Here is a 19840-nt window from a genome sequence, read left to right as displayed (position 1 = left end):
CGTTCGCCGCATGGATCTCGTCGAGGTACTCCCCCAGTTGCACATGTTCCGCTTCCGGATCGGTCAGGCCTATCTCTGGCGCGACAAGGCGGATCTGACCTTGATCGACGCGGGTGACGTCGAGTCGGCCGCCGCGATCGAGGACGCGATCCGCGCACGCGGCCTCGACCCGGCCGGGATCCGGCGCATCGTCATCACCCACGGCCACCGCGACCACTACGGGGCCGCGCAGGAGCTGGCGGACCGGCACGGCGCCGAGATCATCGCCCACGCGCTGGACGCCCCGGTGGTACGGGGCGAGCGCCCCGTACCGGAGCCGGACCTGCTGGACTGGGAACTGCCGCTGTGGGAGCACGGGCTGACGTGCCCCGCCGCCCCGCCCACCCGGGTCGACCGCGAGGTGACCGGCGGCGAGGTGCTGCCGTTCGGGGACGGGGCCCTGGTGGTCCACGCTCCCGGTCACACGGCGGGCTCCATCGCCCTCCATCTGCCGCGCCACGGCGTGCTGTTCACCGGGGACACCGTCGCCTCCGTGGAGCGGCGGGTGATGCTCGGTGTGTTCAACGCGGACCGGGCCGGGGCGGCCGCCACGTTCCGGCGACTGGCCGCACTCGCGCCCCGTACCGTCTGCTTCGGTCACGGCGACCCGCTCACCGAGAACGCGGCCGCGGCGATGGACGCGGCGGCGAACGGCGCGTGAGCGGCGCCCGCGTGCGGGGAGGCCTGCCCTGAAGCCCCGGCACGCCGCTCAGCCCACCGGCACCCCCGCCTCCAGGTTGAGCACCGTCGACCGCTCGCGCGCCCGCAGGGCCCAGCGCAGCCGCTCGTACCGGGTGGGCGGCAGCATCCCCGCGGCCTCCTCCTCGGTGACGAAGCGCCAGCCGCGCAGCTCGGATCCGGGCAGCAGCAGCCGGCCGGCGTCCTCGGAGCGCAGCAGGCCGCCGTCGAAGAGGAAGCGCAGCCCGCCGTAGCCGGGCGGGCGGGGCGACTCCCAGTCGACGAGCAGCAGGGTGGGAACCCGGCCGAGGTGGAGGCCTATCTCCTCGGCGACCTCACGGATCCCGGCCTGCGCCGGAGCCTCGCCCGCCTCCACCACCCCGCCGGGGAACTCCCATCCCGGTTTGTACGTGGGGTCGACGAGCAGCACCCGGTCCCGCTCGTCGAAGAGCAGCACCCCGGCGGCCACCGTCTCGGCGGTCGGCTCCGGGCTCTGGACGATCGGGCACGGCGCGGCGCTGCCGGTGCGCACGGCGTCCGCGATCCGCTCGGCGGTCTCCCGGGGCGTGAGGGCGCTGTTGTCGACCACATGCGCGTCCTCGGCGATCCAGTCGAGGGCGTCGCGGTACGGGCCGATGTGCTCGTATGCCGACAGGCGCACCCGCTCGCTCTGCTCCTCGTCGCCGGGAAACTCCTCGCGGCCCGCGATCCGGCTGCGCAGGATCGTTTCCTCAGGTGAGAGCGCCACATGCCGCACGGGAATGCGCCGGGAGGCGAGCCCTCCGAAGATCTCGTCGCGGTACTCCTGCCGCAGCAGGGTCATCGGCACCACCAGCACCCCGGGCACCTCGGCGAGCAGCGCCGCCGCCGTGTCCACCACGAGCCGCCGCCAGATCGGTAGATCCTGGAAGTCGGTGACCTCGGCAAGTCTCTTCTGCGGCAGCAGACTGCGCAACCCCGCGCCGGTGACCTCCGGGTCGTACAGTGTGCTGTTCGGGATCAGATCGATCAGTTCGCCCGCGGCGCTGCTCTTGCCCGCGCTGAACGCACCGTTGATCCAGACGACAACCACTAGTACTCCAGGGTGGGAAGGCCGCTGACCAGCGGCGGAGCGGGTTTCTCCGGTTCGTCTGGGAGAGGTACGGGAAATGAGGGTGTCCACAGCCCGGCTCCCACCACCTCCTTCTCCCAGACTCCCTGGAGATACCCAGCGATCTGCTCTTCCATTGCGATCGTCACCTCGCTGTACGTACCCTCCACACCGGGCAGCTCATACCGGCTGGTGACCGCCCGGCAGGCACCCGGGGGAAAGCCGCAAGGCATCCGGTTGTGCGAGATCGGGACCCAGGGCAATCTGTTGTCTGACCCTTCCGGTCCATCCACCTCAGAAGGTGGGCTGAGCATGCAGACGTTCCTGCCCTATCCCGACTTCGTCGCCTCGGCCGAGTCGCTCGACGACCGGCGCCTGGGCAAGCAGCGGGTCGAAGCACTCCAGGTCCTCCGCGGTCTGACGGTCCCCGGCTACGGGTGGCGGCACCACCCGGCCGTGCGCATGTGGGCCGGTTACGAGGAGGCGCTCGTGCGGTACGGACTCGAGATCTGCCGGGTGTGGACGGCAACCGGCCGCGCGGACACGTGCGCCGCCTCGCTCGTGGCCGAGTTTTCGGCCCACCGGACAGATCCGGGGGTGCGCACTCAAGCACGGCTCGCCTCGGACCACGAGCTGCCGCCGTGGCTGGGGGACCCTGCTTTTCACCGCAGCCACCGGTCCTCGTTGCGGACCAAGGCCCCGCACGTCTACGCCTCCCTGTTCCCGGACGACCCCGACGGCCTGCCCTACGTCTGGCCCGCCTCGGACCGCTCCGGTTAGCGGGGGATTCCCGGGTTGCGCGGTTGAAGAAGCGCGAGGCCGCCCGCCACCTGGCCCCGTCGCGCAGGAGAGCGCCACCGAGGTCGAGATGACGGGGCGGACCTCAGGCGACGACGACCGTCCCGGACCCCTCCCCCTCCGCGCCGGATGCGTCGGTGGTCACCCGGAAGACCCGGTCGGTCCCCTCCGCGGTGACACGGGCCCCGGCCCCGTCCCGCACGACATGGAACTTCGCCGCCGGGGCGCCGGTCAGGTCCGGCACGGTGACCGTGCGCTCGTCCGTACCAGTGCCGAAGACCCGCAGGGTGAGGTCGTCCAGCCAGTCCGCGTCCGGGCGCTGGTCGTCGGCGCCCCACGGCAGTACGGCACCGTCCCTGACCAACAGCGGCAGGCTGTCGAAGCCGTGCGTCTCGTGCCGCCAGGCGGGACCGGTGACGCGCTCGCCGGTCAGCAGTGAGGTCCAGGTGCCCTCGGGGACGTAGTACTCGACCTCGCCGTTCTCGGTGAAGACCGGCGCGACCAGCAGGTCCGGGCCGAGCATGTACTGCCGGTCCAGGGTGCGGGAAGCGGGGTCGCCGGGAAACTCCGCCAGCATGGGCCGCATCATCGGGATGCCCGTACGGTGCGCCTCGGCGGCCACTCCGTAGAGGTAGGGCATGAGCCGGTGCTTGAGCAGGGTGAACTTCCGTGCCACGTCGACGGCTTCCTCGCCGAACTCCCACGGGACCCGGTAGGAGACGTTGCCGTGGAGCCGACTGTGCGAGGACAGCAGGCCGAAGGCCAGCCAGCGTTTGAAGACCGCCGGGTCGGGGGTGCCCTCGAAGCCGCCGATGTCGTGGCTCCAGAAGCCGAAGCCGGACAGGCTCAGCGACAGCCCGCCGCGCAGGGACTCGGCCATGGCGGTGAAGGAGGCGAAGCAGTCACCGCCCCAGTGCACCGGGAACTGCTGTCCGCCCGCCGTCGCCGACCGGGCGAAGAGCACCGCCTCCCCCGCTCCGCGCTCCTTCTCCAGCAGTTCGAAGACGGTGCGGTTGTAGATCTGCGCGTAGTAGTTGTGCATCCGCTCCGGGTCGGAGCCGTCGTGCCAGACGACGTCCGTGGGGATGCGCTCGCCGAAGTCCGTCTTGAAGCAGTCGACACCCTGGTCGAGCAGGAGACGCAGTTTGTCGTTGTACCAGGCGCGGGCGGCCGGGTTGGTGAAGTCGACGAGCGCCATCCCCGGCTGCCACAGGTCCCACTGCCAGATGTCACCGTTGGCGCGCCGCACCAGGTAGCCGTGTTCGGCGCCCTCCGCGAACAGGGCCGACTTCTGGGCGATATAGGGGTTGATCCACATGCTGATGCGCAGGCCCCGCTCCTTGAGGCGGGCCAGCATCGCCTCGGGGTCGGGAAAGACCTCCGGGTCCCACAGGAAGTCCGACCACTGGTACTCGCGCATCCAGAAACAGTCGAAGTGGAAGACGCTGAGCGGGATCCCGCGCTCGGCCATGCCGTCGACGAAGGAGGCGACGGTCTCCTCGTCGTAGGACGTGCAGAAGGACGTGGTCAGCCACAGGCCGAAGGACCAGGCCGGCGGCAGCGCGGGTCTGCCGGTCAGGGCCGTGTAACGGGACAGGACATCCTTCGGCGTAGGTCCGGCGACGATGTAGTACTCCAGCGACTGGTCCTCGACGCTGAACTGCACCTGCCCGACCGACTCCGAACCGACCTCGAAGGAGACCTTGCCGGGGTGGTTGACGAAAACGCCGTAGCCACGTGAGGACAGATAGAACGGGATGTTCTTGTAGGCCAGTTCGCTGCTGGTGCCCCCGTCGGCCTGCCAGATGTCGACGGTCTGCCCGTTCTTGACGAACGGAGTGAAGCGCTCACCCAGTCCGTAGACGTACTCACCGACCTCCAGGCCCAGTTGGGCGATCATGTGATGTGTGCCGTCGGGCGCGGACGCGAACGCCGTGCCCTTCGGGTCCACCCCGGTGAGGCGCCGGCCGTCGGCATCGAGGAAGGTGATGCCCCAGGGGCCGTCCCCGTCCATCCGCAACGTCAGTGGCCCGCTGGTGAGTTCCGTTGCCGAACCGTCCCGGCGGGTGCGGGCCGCGACCGCCGTGGTGTCGTCCGGCAGGATCGTGAAGTCCGGCCCCCGCCGGGCCTTGCCCGCGTGATGGGTGGTGCGGACGCCGATGACACCCTCGGCCGGGGAGAAGCACTCGACGGTGATCAGCGGGGTGTTGAGCGTGTCGCCGCGCGCCGCGACACGCTTCACCGCGGCGTAGGCGGTGAACCGGTCGGCGTCGACGCGCAGATCACGGATCTCGGTCGCGTAGGAAGCCCGGACACCCTCGCGCATGAGCCAGAAGCCGTCGGTGAACTTCATGCGGTCTCCTTCATGGCGGGAACGACGTCCACGCGGGCGAGGCGCATGGCGCCCTTGAGGCCGATACCCATCTCGTGCACCCCCCGGAGGTCCAGCGCGGCCTCGAAGGTGCGGTACGCGTACGGTCCGCCGGTGTCCGGGAACCGGAGCGCCAGGCTGTGGCCGCCCACGCTCACGGTGATGCTCCCCTCCCCCGAGGCCAGGAACGTCAGTCCGGACACACCCTCACCGAAGTCGCACGCCCGGTAGACAAGGCTCCCCTCCCTGTCGGCGGACGCGGGTGCCACGACGTCACCCTCCTTCTTCGTACGGTCGAGGATCCCCGTGTCCTTCTGCCGGTCGTAGTCGACGGCCTCCAGACCGCGCGTCGCCACCGGGCGGGGGCCTTGCGCCTTTCCGTCGACGACCGCTGTCGCGATGAGCCGGATGTCGGCGCTCGACGCTCCCGCGAGGATCTCGTAGGCGCCCGGCTCGACGGTCCACCGGCCGTGCGCCACGCTCCAGTGGCCCAACTCCTCCAGGGGTACGTCCCATTCGACGCGCTCCGCCGCACCGGGCGCGAGGTGCAGCCGACGGTGGGCAACCAGCTTGCGCCGCGGCAGGTCCTGGGGGGCGCCGAGGTCCGGGAGCCGGCGCCCCAGGCCCTCGGGGACGGGTTCGGCCGTCTTCGCGGGTCCGGCCGCGCGGACGTAGAGCTGCGCCACCTCGTCGGCGGCGAGCCCGCCGTCGTTGGTGACGCTCAGTGACACGCGCAGTCGCTCGCCGTCCACCTCCGTGCGCAGGGCCGAGTACGTGAAGTCGGCGTAACCGAGGCCGTGGCCGAACGGGAAGAGGGGTGTGCCGTCGAAGTAGAGGTACGTCTGCCGGGAGCCGATGACGTCGTAGTCGAGCAGGCCGGGCAGATCGTCGTCGCTCGCGTACCAGGTCTGCGGGAGCCGGCCCGCCGGGGACACGTCGCCGGCGAGGACGCGGGCGAGCGCGGTACCCGCGGCCTGCCCCCCGTGCGCCGTCCAGAGCAGGGCCGGCAGGACGTCCCTCGCGTCGCCGACCGCGTAGGGATAGGCGGAGGCCAGGACGAGGACCGTACGGGGGTTGGCGGCGTGCGCGGCGCGCCACAGCCGGTCCTGCTGGGCGGGGAGGGCGAGGGTCGTACGGTCCTCGGTCTCACGGCCGTTGATGTGGGGGTCGTTGCCCGCCACGACGACGACGGTGTCCGCGGCCGCGGCGACGCGGGCCACCGCGTCGGCGCCGTGCTCGACGGTCTCCCGTTCGAAGACCGTGGCGCCGTCCCGGGAGATCCTCTCGCCCGCGTCGGCGACCTTCGCGCCGTCGCCGGCGACAGACACGTACCCACCGGTCCCGATGTGCAGAAGGCGGTGCCCGCCGGGGTGCCCCTCCACCGGTTCCAGGCGGAACGTCTCCTGGACGACCCAGCCGCCCGGCTCGTCCGCGGACGCCCTGACGTATCCGTCGTCGGCGACGGAAAGGTACAGCCCCTCGTCGGTACGCAGGGTCAGGACGCCGTCGCCCCAGTCGACGAGAGCCAGCTCGGTTGCCTCGTCACCGCAGGTCAGCGGGGACAGGTCGGTGCGGCCGGCGAGGAGAGCCGGGTCGAGGGCGCCTTCCGCGCCGCGCGCTTCCCCTTCCGTCGCCCCGTCGGCGGCGGGTACGTGGAGCCAGCCGTCGGGGCTCTTCAGCCTGACTCGGTCCGCGCCCTCCGCGAAGAGGACGTTCTCGGCGCCGTACCGTGCGCGGATTCCGTCCAGCGGCGTCGAGCGGTGCATGAGCGTGCCGCTGTACCAGTCGAGCTTGCAGGCGTCCGCGAGCAGTCCGACGACCGCGACGGTCCGGCCCGGCTTCGGCTCCAGGGGCAGCAGGCCGTCGTTCTTGAGCAGGACCACTGCCTGCTCGGCGGCTTCCAGGGCGAGAGCCCGGTGCTCCTCGGTGTCCAGGTCGTCGACCTGCGCGTACGGGTCGAGTTCCGGGTCGAACTCCCCGAGCGCGAGGCGCATGGCGAGCAGACGGCGGACCGCCGTGTCGATGTCGCTCTCGTCGATGAGCCCCTTCGCGAGCGCGTCGCGGATACGTCCCGTCATGACGGTGGAGTCGGTGCCGTGGTCGGTGAAGCTGTCGACGCCCGCCTTCAGGGCGGCCGCGGCGGCCTCCTCGTGGGTGTCGAAGTAGTGCTCGGAGTCGACCAGGTTCGAAGGGGCGCCCGCGTCCGAGCAGACGACCAGCGGCTGGTCGGTCCAGCGGCGCAGGTACTGCCGCAGGAGCGGGGAGACGTGGTTCGGGCGGCCGTTGACCAGGTTGTAGGCGGGCATGACGCCGGCCACCGCCCCCGCCCGCACCGCGTCGCGGAAGGCCCGCAGGTCGTACTCGTGCAGGACGCGCGGGCGGACCGAGGCGGACGCGGTGTCGCGGTCGGTCTCGTTGTTGTGCGCGAGCCAGTGTTTGAGCACGGGGGCGGTGCGCCAGTAGCGGGGGTCGTCCCCGCGCAGTCCCCGGGTGTACGCGACGGCGATGGCGGAGGTGAGGGCCGGGTCCTCGGAGTACCCCTCCTCGCCGCGGCCCCACAGCGGGTGGCGGAGCAGATTCACGGTCGGGGCCCAGACATTGAGTCCGACGCGGTCGTCCTGGGCGCGCTTGGCCCGCACTTCGTTGCCGACGGCCTCGCCGATCCGGCGGACCAGGTCGTCGTTCCAGGTGGCGCCGAGGCCGACGGCCTGCGGGAAGACGGTCGCGGGCCCCATCCAGGCGACCCCGTGGAGGGCTTCCTGTCCGGTACGGAACGGGCCGAGCCCCAGACGCTCCACCGCCGGGGCGAACTGGTGCAGCATCGCGATCCGCTCGTCGAGCGTGAGCCGTCCGAGCAGATCGTCGGTGCGCCGGGAGAAGGACAGCCGCGGGTCGCGGAAGGGAAACGGATGGTCCGTCACGTGCGGGTCCCCTTGGAGAGGTGGGAGGTGTTCCGGTCTGCGGGCGCCGAGTCATCCTTCGGCGCGTGGAGAAGATCTTTCGAAGCGCTTCGATGCTCTTCGGCCGACCCTGCGGGTGTCAAGGGCACGACGCCACAGAGAGGCTCTCCCGGACACATCGGTCTGTCATCACGCCGCGAAACGGATCGGGCAGAGGTCGGAGGAATATCGAAACGAACTCTTGTGCGGCCAACACCCTTCACTTAACCTCGCTGCAACATCGAAGCGCTTCGACGAGGCAGCCCGTTGGCCGCTTCAGCTCAGCCGGTGCGGTTCCGACCGGCTCGGCCGGTAACGCCCCCACCTCAGACACAGGGCCGAGCGGCAGTCGCCGCCGCGGGCCGTCCTGGTGCACCACGAAGGGTTGACGCAATGACGCCGAATTCCCCCTCCGCTCCCAGCCGGAGGCGATTCCTCGCCTCCTCCGTGGTTGTCGCGGCAGCCGTGGGCGGCGGGATGCCGCTCCTCGCCGCCTGCGGCGGCGGTTCCGGTGGCTCGAAGAGCGAGGGCACCACCACGGGTCAGAAGCTGAAGGACATTCTTCCGGCCTATGTGCCCTCGAAGGCCGTCACCCCTGACATCCCCAGCAAGAACGGCTCCGCCGACGGTTTCACCACGGCGCTGCCCGCCGACAAGCTGGTGGTGTCGGTGCCCACGAAGCTGGGCAAGGGCAGCGAGATCAGCATCATGGCGCCGCTCTGGGGCACCTCGCCCGGCGAGGGCAACGCCTACTGGACGGCCATGGACACGGCGGCCGGCGTCAAGGTCACGTGGCAGAACCAGGACGGCAACGTGTACGGGCAGAAGCTCGGCGCGGTGCTCGCCTCCAGCGCCATCCCGGACGCCGTCGTCATCCCGGGCTGGGAGCTCGGCGGCAAGATTCCGAGCGCCATCGCCAACAAGTTCGCCGACCTGGGCCCTTACCTGTCGGGCGACAAGGTCAAGACGTACCCCAACCTGGCGGCCATTCCCACCGGCGCCTGGCAGCGCGGCGTCTTCGCCGGCCGGCTGCGCGGGATCCCCATGCCCGCCGAGGCCACACCCAACATCACCCCCTTCTACCGCGCCGACATCTTCGAGGAGAAGGGTTACGAGGTCCCGGCCACCACGAAGGAGTTCTACGACCTCTGCAAGGAGATCAACGCTCCCAGGAGCAAGGTGTGGGCGTGCAGCGACATGACGTGGTCGGCGTTCGTCTTCTTCGGGGTGCTGCCGGAGAAGCCCTACTACTGGCAGTTGGCCGACGGCAAGCTGGTGAACCGCTACGAGACCCAGGAGTACCTGGAGGCGCTGGAGTGGTCACGCTCGCTGTACTCGGCCGGCTTCGTGCACCCGGACGCCAAGGCGGAGACGGGTGACATGCGCACCACCTTCTCCGCGGGCAACGTCATGATGTACAACGCGGACATCTCGGACTGGTACGCCGCGACCGCCGTGCAGCGGCTGGACAAGCCGGGCTTCCGGATGGGGGCGATGGACTTCTTCGCCCACGACGGCGGTGACCCCGTCATCTACGAGGCCTCCCCCTCCAACATCTGGTGCTTCGTCAGCGAGAAGGCCGACAAGAAGGTCGTCGAGGACCTCCTCGCCCTGGCGAACTTCACCGCCGCGCCGTACGGGAGCAAGGAACAGCGCCTGCGGGCGTACGGTCTGGAGGGCACCCACCACAGCCTCGAGGACGGCGTCCTCGTCAAGAACGAGCAGGGCAACAACGAGGTCTTCGCCACCTACGAGTACATCGCCACCTCCAAGCCGTACCGCGCCTACCCGGACTACCCGGACGTCGCCAAGGGTGTCGTCGAGTGGCAGCAGCGCCAGGGCGCGCACCTGAAGAAGCCGCTGTTCCACGGGATGCAGATCCAGGAGCCCACCCGGTACACCGAGCTCAACGCGCAGTTCGAGGCCATGGAGAAGGACATCGTGCGCGGCCGCAAGAAGGTCAGCGACATGCAGCAGCAGGTCTCGGACTGGAAGATCAAGGGGGGCGACAAGCTGCGCGACTGGTACAAGAAGCTGCTCGACGAGACCGGTGAGTCGGCCTCCTGACATGTCGCTGAGCACAGATGACCGGCGCGCGCAGGGGTCCCCCGCGTCGCCGCCGACCGAGAAGGACGGGACGGCGCCCCAAGACGTACCGGTGACCGCGAAGGTGCCCCTGCGGCACCGGTTGCGACGCGACCGGACGCTGCTGCTGATGACCCTGCCGGCGATGCTGCTGCTGCTGGTCTTCGCCTACATCCCCCTGGCGGGCAACGTCGTCGCCTTCCAGGACTACGACCCGTACATCGCGGACAACGCCTTCCAGGCGATTCTGCAGAGCCCCTGGGTCGGCTTCGAGTGGTTCCAGCAGATGGTGAACGACCGGCTGTTCTGGTCGGCGCTGGGCAACACGCTGACGATCTTCCTGTTGCAGCTGACGCTGTTCTTCCCGGTGCCGATTCTGCTCGCGCTGTTCATCAACAGCTTCGTGCGGCCCCGGGTCCGGGCTGTGGCGCAGGCGATCCTCTACCTGCCGCACTTCTTCTCCTGGGTCCTGGTCATCACGGTATTCCAGCAGATGTTCGGCGGCGCGGGACTCGTCGCGCAGACGCTGCGGGAGAGGGGCCACGAGGGCTTCGACCTCATGACGAACCCCGGTCTGTTCAAGTTCCTGATCACCTTCGAGATGATCTGGAAGGACGCCGGCTGGGGCGTCATCGTCTTCCTCGCCGCGCTGGCCTCGGTCAGCCCGGAGCTCTACGAGGCGAGCGCGATGGACGGTGCGAACCGCTGGCGCCGGATGTGGCACGTCACCCTGCCCGCCCTGCGCCCGGTCGTGGCACTTCTGCTGGTCCTCCAGGTGGGCAACGCGCTCACCGTGGGCTTCGAGCAGATCCTGCTCCAGCGCACGGCCGTCGGTCCGGGCGCCTCCGAGGTCCTCGACACCTACGTGTGGAACGTGGGTATCCAGTACGGCGGCTTCAGCTATGCGGCGGCCGTCGGGATCGTCAAGGGAATCTTCGGTCTGCTGCTGGTCCTCGGGGCCAACAAGGTCGCCCATCTCATGGGTGAGCAGGGGGTGTACAAGAAGTGAGCGGCCTGCTCTACCGAATGACCGGCGTGGCCGGGATCAAGCCCGGTACGCGTGGCCGGCTGCGGCCTGTGTGGGAGGAGGAGCCGACGAAGGCGGGGCTCGCCTCCAAGGGCGTGGTCCTCGTCCTGGCCTGTCTGGCCGTGCTCTTCCCGCTCTGGGTGGTGATCGTCACCAGCCTGTCCTCGGTGCGGACGATCACCGACGCGGGCGGGCTGGTGGTGGTCCCTCGCGGCATCACGTTCGTGGCCTACCAGGAGCTCCTCGGCGGCGGCCAGGTCACCCGGGCCGCGGTGGTCAGCATCTGCGTGACCGTGGTCGGGACGCTCTTCAGCATGGCCGTGTCCGTCATGTGCGCCTACGGCCTGTCCCGGCCGGGGTCGGTGCTCCACCGTCCGCTGCTGCTGTTCATGCTCGCCACGATGTTCTTCGGGGCGGGCCTGATCCCCACCTACCTGGTGGTCCAAGGGCTCGGCCTCACCGACTCCTACCTGGCACTGATCCTCCCGAGCGCGCTGAACGTCTTCAACATCCTGGTCCTGCGTGCCTTCTTCATGAGCACGGCCCAGGAGCTCGTCGAGAGCGCCCGCATCGACGGGGCGGGTGACTTCCGCATCCTGTGGCAGATCATCATGCCCCTGTCCCGCGCGGTCATCGCGGTGATCACGCTCTTCTACGCGGTCGGCTACTGGAGCGCCTGGTTCAACGCGTCCATCTACATCAGCGACCCGGAGATGATGCCGCTCCAGAACGTGATGAACCAGCTGGTCCTGAAACAGGAGCGGCCCACCGGTCTGACGCAGGTCATCAACACCGGCCATCTCTCCCTGCTCGCCATCCAGATGGCGGTCATGGTGCTGGCGCTGATCCCGGTCGCGGTCCTCTCCCCGTTCGTGCAGAAGCACTTCAAGGAAGGCATGCTCACCGGCGCCGTCAAGGGCTGATCACCGCCTCCCGCAACGCACTCACCGATCACCGCCTCCCGCACCGCACTCACCCGTCATTCCCCACCGGAGGGTCTTCGTCATGCGCGCTTCGTCCGTCCCGCAGCCAGAACCCGCCCCGCGTCCCCGGCGCCGGACCCTCCTGGCCGGTGCGGCGGTGGTCGCGGCCTCGGCCGCCGTGCTGCCGGCCGCGGGCCCGGCCTCGGCCGCCCGGCGGCCCGCGACGACCCAGCCGCACCGCTGGCGCACCGCGGCGATCGGCGGGACGGGCTTCGTGACCGGCGTCCTGTTCCATCCGGCCGTACGGGGTCTCGCCTACGCCCGCACGGACATCGGCGGCGCCTACCGCTGGGACGACCGCAGGTCCCGGTGGACGGCGCTCACCGACCACATCGGCTGGGACGACTGGAACCTGATGGGCGTCGAGGCGATGGCTGTCGACCCGGCGCACCCCGAGCGGCTGTACCTGGCCCTCGGGACGTACACCCAGGCGTACGCCTCCCCTGGTGCGGTGCTGAGGTCCGAGGACCGCGGGGCGACCTGGTCACGCGCCGATCTCACCGTGCGCCTCGGGGCCAACGAGGACGGCCGGGGCTGCGGGGAGCGGCTCCTCGTCGATCCGCGTGACAGTGACGCCCTCTGGCTCGGGACGCGCCACGACGGGCTGCTGCGCTCCACGGACCGGGGCGCCACCTGGGCCGCCGACACCTCCTTCCCCGCCACGCCGTCGGCGAACGGCCAGGGCGTCACCCTGCTGGTGGCGGCCGGCCGGACGGTGTACGCGGGCTGGGGAGACGGCGGCACGGCGCTCTACCGCTCGGACGCCTCCGGCGGCTGGGAGGCCGTACCCGGGCAGCCGTCCGCCGGAGCCGCGACGAAGGTGCCGGTCCGCGCGGCGTACGACGCGGGCAGCCGTGCGTTGTACGTGAGTTACGCGGACGGGCCGGGCCCGAACAACCAGGCCGACGGCTCGGTGCACCGCCTCGACACGGTGACCGGAGCCTGGACCGACGTGACTCCGGTGGCCCCGGGCGACGGCGACGCGTTCGGGTACGGCGGAGTGGCCGTGGACGCGTCCCGCCCCGGCACCGTCGTGGTCTCCACGAACAACCGCTGGGGCCCCGTGGACACCCTGTTCCGTTCCACGGACGGCGGGGCGAGCTGGACCTCCCTCAAGGACACGGCGGTGCTGGACGTCTCGGAGACGCCGTATCTGGCGTGGGGCGGTGAACCCAAGTTCGGCTGGTGGATCCAGGCCCTGGCCGTCGACCCGTACGACTCGCGGCACATCGTCCACGGCACCGGCGCCACGATCTTCGGGACACGCGACCTGGTGCACTGGGCTCCCGAGATCCGGGGGCTGGAGGAGTCGTCGGTACGGCAGCTGATCGCACCACCGTCGGGAGCCCGGCTGCTCAGTGGCCTGGGTGACATCGGGGTCATGCGTCATGACCGACTGACCGCGTCCCCTTCGCGCGGCATGGCGTCGAACCCGGTCTTCGGCACGGCGACGGGCCTGGCCCTGGCCACGCTGAAGCCGTCGTACGTCGTGCGGACGGGCTGGCCGTCGGGATCCGACGCGGCCGGTGCGTACTCCCGCGACGGCGGTGCGAGCTGGCAGCCGTTCGCGTCCCAGCCGGCGATCGCGCCTTCGGCTCCCGGCCCGGTGGCGGTCTCCGCCGACGGGGCGACGCTGCTGTGGTCGTTCGTCCACTGGGACGGCACCAAGTACGCCGCACACCGCTCCACGGACAACGGGGCCACGTGGGCGGAGGTGGCCACGTTCCCGAAAGGCGGCACACCGGTCGCCGACCCGCTCGATCCACGGCGCTTCTCCGTGTACGACACGGACACGGGGGCGGTCTTCCTCTCCACGGACAGGGGTGCGACCTTCACCGAGGGCGCGACCGGACTCCCTTCGGGGGACGTCCAGTTCCGGATGGCCGCGGCTCCCGGGCGCTCGGGCGATCTGTGGCTCTCCGCCAAGGACAACGGCCTCCTGCGCTCGATGGACGGCGGCCGCACGTTCACACCGGTGGCCGGCTGCCAGGCCTCGTACGCCCTCGGCTTCGGCAGGGCCGCCCCGGCGAAGGGACGGGCGGGCTACCCGGCGGTCTTCCAGACCGGGCGGGTCACGGCGACGTACGACGGCGTGGCCGTGCTCCGCTCGGACGACGCGGGCGCGACCTGGGTCCGTATCAACGACGACGCCCACCGGTGGGGGTGGACCGGCGAGGTCATCACCGGCGACCCCCGCGTCCACGGCCGTGTCTATCTGGGCACCAACGGCCGCGGCATCCAGTACGCAGACCCCCGGTGAAGACTCCCCGTAGAGGAACGAGACGTCCATGCCGTCCCTGCACGACGCCACCCGTGGCCGCATCCTCTTCGGAGGCGACTACAACCCCGAGCAGTGGCCCGAGGAGGTGTGGGCCGACGACGTCCGGCTGATGAAGGAGGCCGGGGTCAACTCCGTGACCGTCGGTGTCTTCTCCTGGGCGAAGATCGAACCGCGCCCCGGTGCAAGGGAGTTCGGCTGGCTGGACCGGCTGCTGGACCTCGTGCACGCAGGCGGCATCGGCGTCGTCCTCGCCACCCCGACCTCCTCACCGCCACCGTGGATGGGGGCCCTGCACCCGGAGACCCTGCCGCGCACCGAGGACGGCGCTGTCGTCAACTACGGCTCCCGGCAGCACTTCTGCCCGAGCTCACCGGTGTACCGGCGCTATGCGGCGGCCCTCACGGAGGACCTCGCGGCACGGTACGCCGGCCATCCCGCGCTGACCGTGTGGCACATCAACAACGAGTACTGCACGCACTGCTGGTGCGACGAGACCGGTGCGCACTTCCGACGCTGGCTGGCCTCCCGGTACACCACCCTGGAGGCGCTGAACGAGGCCTGGGGCACGGCGTTCTGGAGCCAGCGCTACGACACCTGGGCGGAGATCCAGCCGCCGCGCAAGGCGCAGTACACGCGGAATCCGGCGCAGGAGCTGGACTTCAAACGGTTCACCTCCGACGCCCTAATGGAGTGTTACACCGCCGAGCGGGACATCGTCGCCCGGCACACCCCGCACATCCCGGTGACGACCAACTTCATGCCGCTGTGGTCGGGCCAGGACGCCTGGGCCTGGGCCGAGCAGGAGGACATCGTCTCCGTCGATGTCTACCCGGACCCGACGGACCCGCGCGCCGGACAGTACAACGCGATGCTCGCCGACATGACGCGCTCGCAGGCCCGCGGGCCGTGGATGGTGATGGAACAGGCGGCCGGGTCGGTGAACTGGCGCGGTGTCAACCATCCCAAGCCGGCCGGCCTGAACCGGCTCTGGTCGCTCCAGTCGGTGGCGAGGGGTGCGGACGCGCTCTGCTACTTCCAGTGGCGGCAGTCCCGCCAGGGGGCGGAGAAGTTCCACTCCGGGATGGTGAGCCACGCCGGTGAGAGCGGCCGCACGTTCGCGGAGGTCAAGCGCATCGGCGCCGAACTCGCGTCGATCGGCGCCGAGGTGAGCGGCACCGGGGTCTCGGCCGAGGTCGCCGTGCTGCACGACTGGGACGCCTGGTGGTCGAGTACCCAGGAGGGCCGGCCGTCCTCCCTCGTGTCGTACACGGAGCTGCTGCAGGCCTGGCACCGGGGGCTGTGGGAGAGCGGAATCGGCATGGAGTTCGCCCGCCCCGAGTCGGATCCGAGCGCGTACCGGATGGTGCTCGTGCCTCAGCTCCAGCTCCTCGGTGACGCGGCGATCGACAACCTCGTCGCGTATGTGCGAGGTGGCGGCACCCTCGTGTGCGGGTTCTTCACCGGAGTCGTGGACGTCGACGACCGGATCAGGCCGGGTGGCATGGACGGCAGGCTGCGTGAGCTGTTCGGTATCCGTACGGTGCACGAGTGGTGGCCGCTGGACGCGGGCGCGACGGTCGCGTGCGACGGTTTCCGGGGCACGCTGTGGTCGGAGGAGCTGGAACCCGACGGCAGCGCGGAGACGGTGGCCGCCTACCGGGAGGGTGAGCTGGACGGCCTTCCGGCGGTGCTCCGCAAGGGCGGCGCGTGGTACGTCTCGACGCTGCCCGAGCCCGAGTCCCTGCGGGAGCTGCTCGGCCGGGCGGCGGCCGAGGCCGGTGTGCGTCCCGTGCTGGAGGGGACGCCCTCCGGGGTCGAGGCGGTGCGGCGCGGCGAGCTGCTCTTCCTGCTGAACCACGGTCGGGCATCGGCCGTGGTGGAACTGCCGGGCCGGCACCTCGACCTGCTGACGGGGGCCGAGGCCGACGGCGGTGTGGAGCTGGACCGCTACGGCGTCGCCGTGCTCAGGGACGTCTCGGCATGATCGACGGCACGTGGGAGCCCCGTCCGGCCGCCCGTTGGGAGGACGCGTTCCTCAGCGGGAACGGCCGTCACGGGGCGATGGTGTACGGAGACCCGGCCGACGACCGGGTGATCGTCAACCACCACTCCCTGGTGCGGCCCAACGGCAGCGAGGACCTGCGCCCGCCGGAGCTCGCCGACCGGCTCCACCGCCTCCAGGACGCGCTCCTGTCCGGGGACACGACGGCCGCGGAGGACTTCGGCGCCGGCCGCCCGCTGGTGTGGGTGCAGCCCTTCCACCCGGCGTTCCAAACATGTGTGCGCCGCGGACGGGGGCCGCACGAGCCGGTCGCCGGATACCGGCGCGAGGTCGACTTCACTACGGGCGAGGTAACCGCCTCGTACGAGGTCTGGAGCAGCAGCGTCTTCGTCTCACGGGCCGACGACGTGATCGTGCAGCACATCACGGACCTCCAACTGACCGCGGACATCGTTCTGGACCACTCGCTGCCCGGGGCCCCCGCGCGGCTGGCGGTCGGCCGCTCCACGGCCCTGACCCCGGACGGTGCGCACCTGGCTCTGCGGGTGGGCTATCCGGGCAGCCGACTCGGGTACACGGGCGTTACCGCGGCGCGGGTGGACGGCGGCCGTGTCTCCGTGGCCGGCGAGGGCATCCGGATCGAGGGGGCGCGGAGCCTCGTCCTGACGACCCGGGTCGTCAGGGGGGCCGACCGCCCCGACCTCGGGGAGCTGTGGGCCGCTCTGCCTCACGAGGACTACGCCACGCTACTGGAGCGCCACCGGCCGCCGCACCGGACCGCGTACGGGCGTGCCTCCTTCACGCTGCGGGACGCGGCGCCGGAGCGGGAGCTGTCCGGCAGCGAGCTGCTGCGCAGGCCGGAGTCCCCCGCGCTCCTGGAGCGGCTCTTCGCGGCGGGCCGCTACCACCTGCTCTCCTCCTCGGGGGTGCTGCCGCCCCGGCTGACCGGTCTGTGGACCGGCGACTGGGTCACGGCGTGGTCCGGGGCCTTCACCACGAACGCCAACCTCAACCTCCAGGTCGCCTCCGCCGCGGCAGCCGCACTCCCGGAGGTCACCGAGGCCCACGCGTCCCTCGTGCACGGGCAGTTGTCCGACTGGCAGGACAACGCCCGGGCGCTCTTCGGGGCGCGGGGCATCGTCGCGCCGTCCCACACGGACGGCGCGTCGGGCCACACACGGCACTTCCAGCGCGCCTATCCGCTGCATCTGTGGACGGCGGGAGCGGACTGGCTGCTGCAGCCGCTGCTGGAACACGCCGAGGTCACGACGGGCACCCCGGACGCCGCTCTGACCGGCGCGCTCGTCGAAGCGGCGCTGTTCTACGAGGACTTCCTCAGCCGTGAGGGCCCGGACGGGAACCTCGCGGTCGTGCCCTCGTACTCCCCCGAGAACCGGCCGGCCAACGCGAGCTGGGGGACGCTGAACGCGACGATGGACATCGCCGCGGCCCACCACGCCCTGACGACGGCCGCCGGACACGCCCCCGGACACCCGTCCGCCGGACGGTGGCGGTCACTCGCGGCCCGGCTCCCCGCGTACCTCGTGAACGAGGACGGGGCGCTCGCCGAGTGGGCGTGGCCCGGCCTGCGGGAGACGTACGACCACCGCCATCTGAGCCACCTCTATCCGGTGTGGCCGCTGCACACGATCACGCCGTACGACACCCCTGAGCTGGCCACGGCCGCACACCGCGCCCTGGAGCTGCGCGGCTCGGAGAACGACTCCGCCCACGGGCATCTGCACCACGCCCTGATCGCCGCCCGGCTGCGGGACCCCTCCAGGGTGTCGGCGGCACTGGACGCGGTGCTGGGCGGCGACTTCTTCCACGACTCGTTGATGAGCGCGCACTACCCGTCCCGCAACGTCTACAACGCGGACGCGGCCCACAGCCTGCCCGCCGCCGTGATCGAGTCGCTCGTCCAGTCGGCGCCCGGCCGCCTGGTGCTGCTGCCGGCAGTCCCGGCGGCGTACCCGGCCGGTGAACTCCGTGGCGTACGAACGCGGTTCGGAGCCCACCTCGACCTGCGGTGGTCGGAGGACGGTGCCACCGCCGCGCTGCGCCCCACCCGCGACGCCCGGGTCGATCTGCGTACGGGTGACGGGCTCGCTTTCACCGACACCTTCGCCGGAAACCTCCCGGCTCCGCTGGAGCTGACGGCCGGCGTGGACCGCGTCCTCACCCTGGAGACGCGGTAGCACGCCTCCATCCCCCCAGGGAGGACCCGGGCCCCGTCGACACTCAGACCGGAGCCGGTCCCGTGCTCGCACGCACCGTAAGAACGGGCTCCAGCAGTTCCACCTCGTCGGTACCCCGGCCGGCGAGCTTCGCGACCACCTGTTCCACTGCGCGGCGCCCCATCTCCTGTGCCGGGATGGCCACGGAGGTGAGCCGCACCGAGGCCTGCGTGGCCACCTGCTCGGGGCAGACGGCCACGACGGACACGTCCTCCGGCACCGCTCGTCCCTGCTGCTGGAGCAGGTTGAGCAGAGGCTCGACCGCGGCCTCGTTCTGGACGATGAATCCGGTCGTTCCGGGCCGTTCGTCGAAGATGCGGCCCAGTGTGCCGGCCATCGCGGCGTACCCGCCCTCGCAGGGACGGTGCAGGATCCGCATCCCTGCCTCCTGCGCCTTGGCCCGTACGCCGTCCACGGTCCGTTCGGCGAAGCCGGTGTGCCGCTCGTAGACGGCGGCCGCCTCGCCGATCACCGCCACCTCGCGGTGTCCGAGTCCGGCGAGATGGTCCACGCAGAGCGCACCGGTCGCCTCGAAGTCGAGGTCGACACAGGTCAGCCCGCCGGTGTCGGCCGGCAGGCCGATCAGGACGGCGGTGCGGCCCGAATCACGGAGCAGCGGCAGCCGCTCGTCGTGCAGTTCGACGTCCATCAGGATCATCGCGTCCGCCAGAGAACTCCCCGCGATCCGCCGGACGGCCGCCGGCCCCTCCTCTCCGGTGAGCAGGAGGACGTCGTAGCCGTGCGTACGGGCACTGGTGGCGACGGCGATGGCGATCTCCATCATCACGGGCACGTACATGTCCGTGCGCAGGGGCACCATCAGCGCGATGATGTTGGACCTGCTGCTGGCGAGGGCACGGGCACCGGCGTTGGGGTGGTAGCCCAGCTGCTGAATACTGTGCTCGACCCGTTCTCGGGTGGCGGCGGAGATCGACCGCTTGCCGCTGAGGACGTAGCTCACCGTGCTCGCGGACACTCCGGCGTGCTGGGCGACCTCGGCAAGCGTGACCATGCGGCTTCTCCCCTACAGATGGCGAACACAAGGGAGAACCGGTGAAGCGCTTCGACAGCGCTTAGCTGTGCTCCCCTTCACACTCTGACATGCACAGACATGCGTAGACACCGTGGAGCCTAGACTCGCTCACAACCACTGTCCATAGAAGAGTCGAAGCGCTTCGATCAGCCGTCGTCACACCGGCTCACTGCCGCACACCGTGACTCAGGAGGGCGGAGGTGTCCAGCCTGCCGGCCAGTCGGCGGTCTCCGGCCCCGTGGCCCGGGTGCCGGCCTGCAGCCGATGCATCGTGGTC

12 protein-coding genes are annotated in these 19840 nt (G+C 70.9%); 8 read left to right on the top strand and 4 right to left on the bottom strand.

Annotated elements, in window-relative coordinates; all coding sequences use genetic code 11:
* The first annotated feature begins 10 nt into the window (after positions 1-10).
* The gene (locus tag N7925_RS33525) at positions 11-700 is read left to right on the top strand and encodes an MBL fold metallo-hydrolase (protein ID WP_265603275.1); all 690 of its coding nucleotides are present in this window, start codon (positions 11-13) and stop codon (positions 698-700) included.
* A 48-nt stretch (positions 701-748) separates the two neighbouring features.
* Here the strand turns inward: N7925_RS33525 and N7925_RS33520 are convergent, their stop codons facing one another.
* Positions 749-1789 (bottom strand): NUDIX hydrolase, encoded by a 1041-nt coding sequence (locus N7925_RS33520; RefSeq protein WP_265603274.1) that lies wholly within the window; start codon positions 1787-1789, stop codon positions 749-751.
* Between the two features lie 330 nt (positions 1790-2119).
* Between N7925_RS33520 and N7925_RS33515 the strand changes: the two genes are divergently transcribed.
* Entirely contained in the window at positions 2120-2587 is a 468-nt protein-coding gene (locus tag N7925_RS33515) for an MSMEG_6728 family protein (protein WP_265603273.1), read from the top strand.
* A gap of 103 nt (positions 2588-2690) precedes the next feature.
* Here the strand turns inward: N7925_RS33515 and yicI are convergent, their stop codons facing one another.
* Together yicI and N7925_RS33505 are read right to left on the bottom strand one after the other, a co-directional pair.
* Entirely contained in the window at positions 2691-4958 is a 2268-nt protein-coding gene (gene yicI, locus N7925_RS33510; protein ID WP_274346104.1) for an alpha-xylosidase, read from the bottom strand.
* The gene (locus N7925_RS33505) at positions 4955-7897 is read right to left on the bottom strand and encodes a glycoside hydrolase family 3 C-terminal domain-containing protein (RefSeq protein WP_274346103.1); all 2943 of its coding nucleotides are present in this window, start codon (positions 7895-7897) and stop codon (positions 4955-4957) included. Before N7925_RS33505 ends, yicI begins: the two co-directional genes overlap by 4 nt.
* 411 nt (positions 7898-8308) lie before the next feature.
* Between N7925_RS33505 and N7925_RS33500 the strand changes: the two genes are divergently transcribed.
* The 6 genes from N7925_RS33500 to N7925_RS33475 all read left to right on the top strand — a co-directional run bounded on the left by N7925_RS33500 (position 8309) and on the right by N7925_RS33475 (position 18491).
* Positions 8309-9982, top strand: a complete 1674-nt coding sequence (locus N7925_RS33500; RefSeq protein ID WP_274346102.1) for an extracellular solute-binding protein — start codon at positions 8309-8311, stop codon at positions 9980-9982.
* A 1-nt stretch (position 9983) separates the two neighbouring features.
* Positions 9984-11009, top strand: coding sequence for an ABC transporter permease (locus N7925_RS33495; RefSeq protein WP_274346101.1), 1026 nt, complete (start codon positions 9984-9986; stop codon positions 11007-11009).
* A gap of 17 nt (positions 11010-11026) precedes the next feature.
* A complete protein-coding gene (locus N7925_RS33490) occupies positions 11027-11950 on the top strand; it encodes a carbohydrate ABC transporter permease (RefSeq protein WP_265604091.1) in 924 nt (307 codons plus the stop codon).
* Between the two features lie 82 nt (positions 11951-12032).
* Complete coding sequence (locus N7925_RS33485; RefSeq protein ID WP_274346100.1) at positions 12033-14270, top strand: sialidase family protein; 2238 nt, start codon at positions 12033-12035, stop codon at positions 14268-14270.
* Positions 14271-14298: 28 nt separating this feature from the next.
* Complete coding sequence (locus N7925_RS33480; protein ID WP_274346099.1) at positions 14299-16275, top strand: beta-galactosidase; 1977 nt, start codon at positions 14299-14301, stop codon at positions 16273-16275.
* Positions 16272-18491, top strand: a complete 2220-nt coding sequence (locus N7925_RS33475; protein WP_274346098.1) for a glycosyl hydrolase family 95 catalytic domain-containing protein — start codon at positions 16272-16274, stop codon at positions 18489-18491. Before N7925_RS33480 ends, N7925_RS33475 begins: the two co-directional genes overlap by 4 nt.
* Before the next feature lie 43 nt (positions 18492-18534).
* Here N7925_RS33475 and N7925_RS33470 read toward each other — a convergent pair whose 3' ends face one another.
* Entirely contained in the window at positions 18535-19542 is a 1008-nt protein-coding gene (locus N7925_RS33470; protein ID WP_265603265.1) for a LacI family DNA-binding transcriptional regulator, read from the bottom strand.
* Between the last annotated feature and the right edge of the window lie 298 nt (positions 19543-19840).

It is taken from the genome of Streptomyces sp. CA-278952, assembly GCF_028747205.1.
GTDB lineage: Bacteria > Actinomycetota > Actinomycetes > Streptomycetales > Streptomycetaceae > Streptomyces.
This window is presented reverse-complemented; position numbering and strand designations above follow the sequence as displayed.

Bases quoted from the DNA above. Each gene is read 5' to 3' on its own strand.
- N7925_RS33525 (WP_265603275.1), top strand. From the start codon at position 11: ATGGATCTCGTCGAGGTACTCCCCCAGTTGCACATGTTCCGCTTCCGG.
- N7925_RS33515 (WP_265603273.1), top strand. From the start codon at position 2,120: ATGCAGACGTTCCTGCCCTATCCCGACTTCGTCGCCTCGGCCGAGTCG.
- yicI (WP_274346104.1), bottom strand. From the start codon at position 4,958: ATGAAGTTCACCGACGGCTTCTGGCTCATGCGCGAGGGTGTCCGGGCT.
- N7925_RS33500 (WP_274346102.1), top strand. From the start codon at position 8,309: ATGACGCCGAATTCCCCCTCCGCTCCCAGCCGGAGGCGATTCCTCGCC.
- N7925_RS33495 (WP_274346101.1), top strand. From the start codon at position 9,984: ATGTCGCTGAGCACAGATGACCGGCGCGCGCAGGGGTCCCCCGCGTCG.
- N7925_RS33490 (WP_265604091.1), top strand. From the start codon at position 11,027: ATGACCGGCGTGGCCGGGATCAAGCCCGGTACGCGTGGCCGGCTGCGG.
- N7925_RS33485 (WP_274346100.1), top strand. From the start codon at position 12,033: ATGCGCGCTTCGTCCGTCCCGCAGCCAGAACCCGCCCCGCGTCCCCGG.
- N7925_RS33480 (WP_274346099.1), top strand. From the start codon at position 14,299: ATGCCGTCCCTGCACGACGCCACCCGTGGCCGCATCCTCTTCGGAGGC.
- N7925_RS33475 (WP_274346098.1), top strand. From the start codon at position 16,272: ATGATCGACGGCACGTGGGAGCCCCGTCCGGCCGCCCGTTGGGAGGAC.
- N7925_RS33470 (WP_265603265.1), bottom strand. From the start codon at position 19,542: ATGGTCACGCTTGCCGAGGTCGCCCAGCACGCCGGAGTGTCCGCGAGC.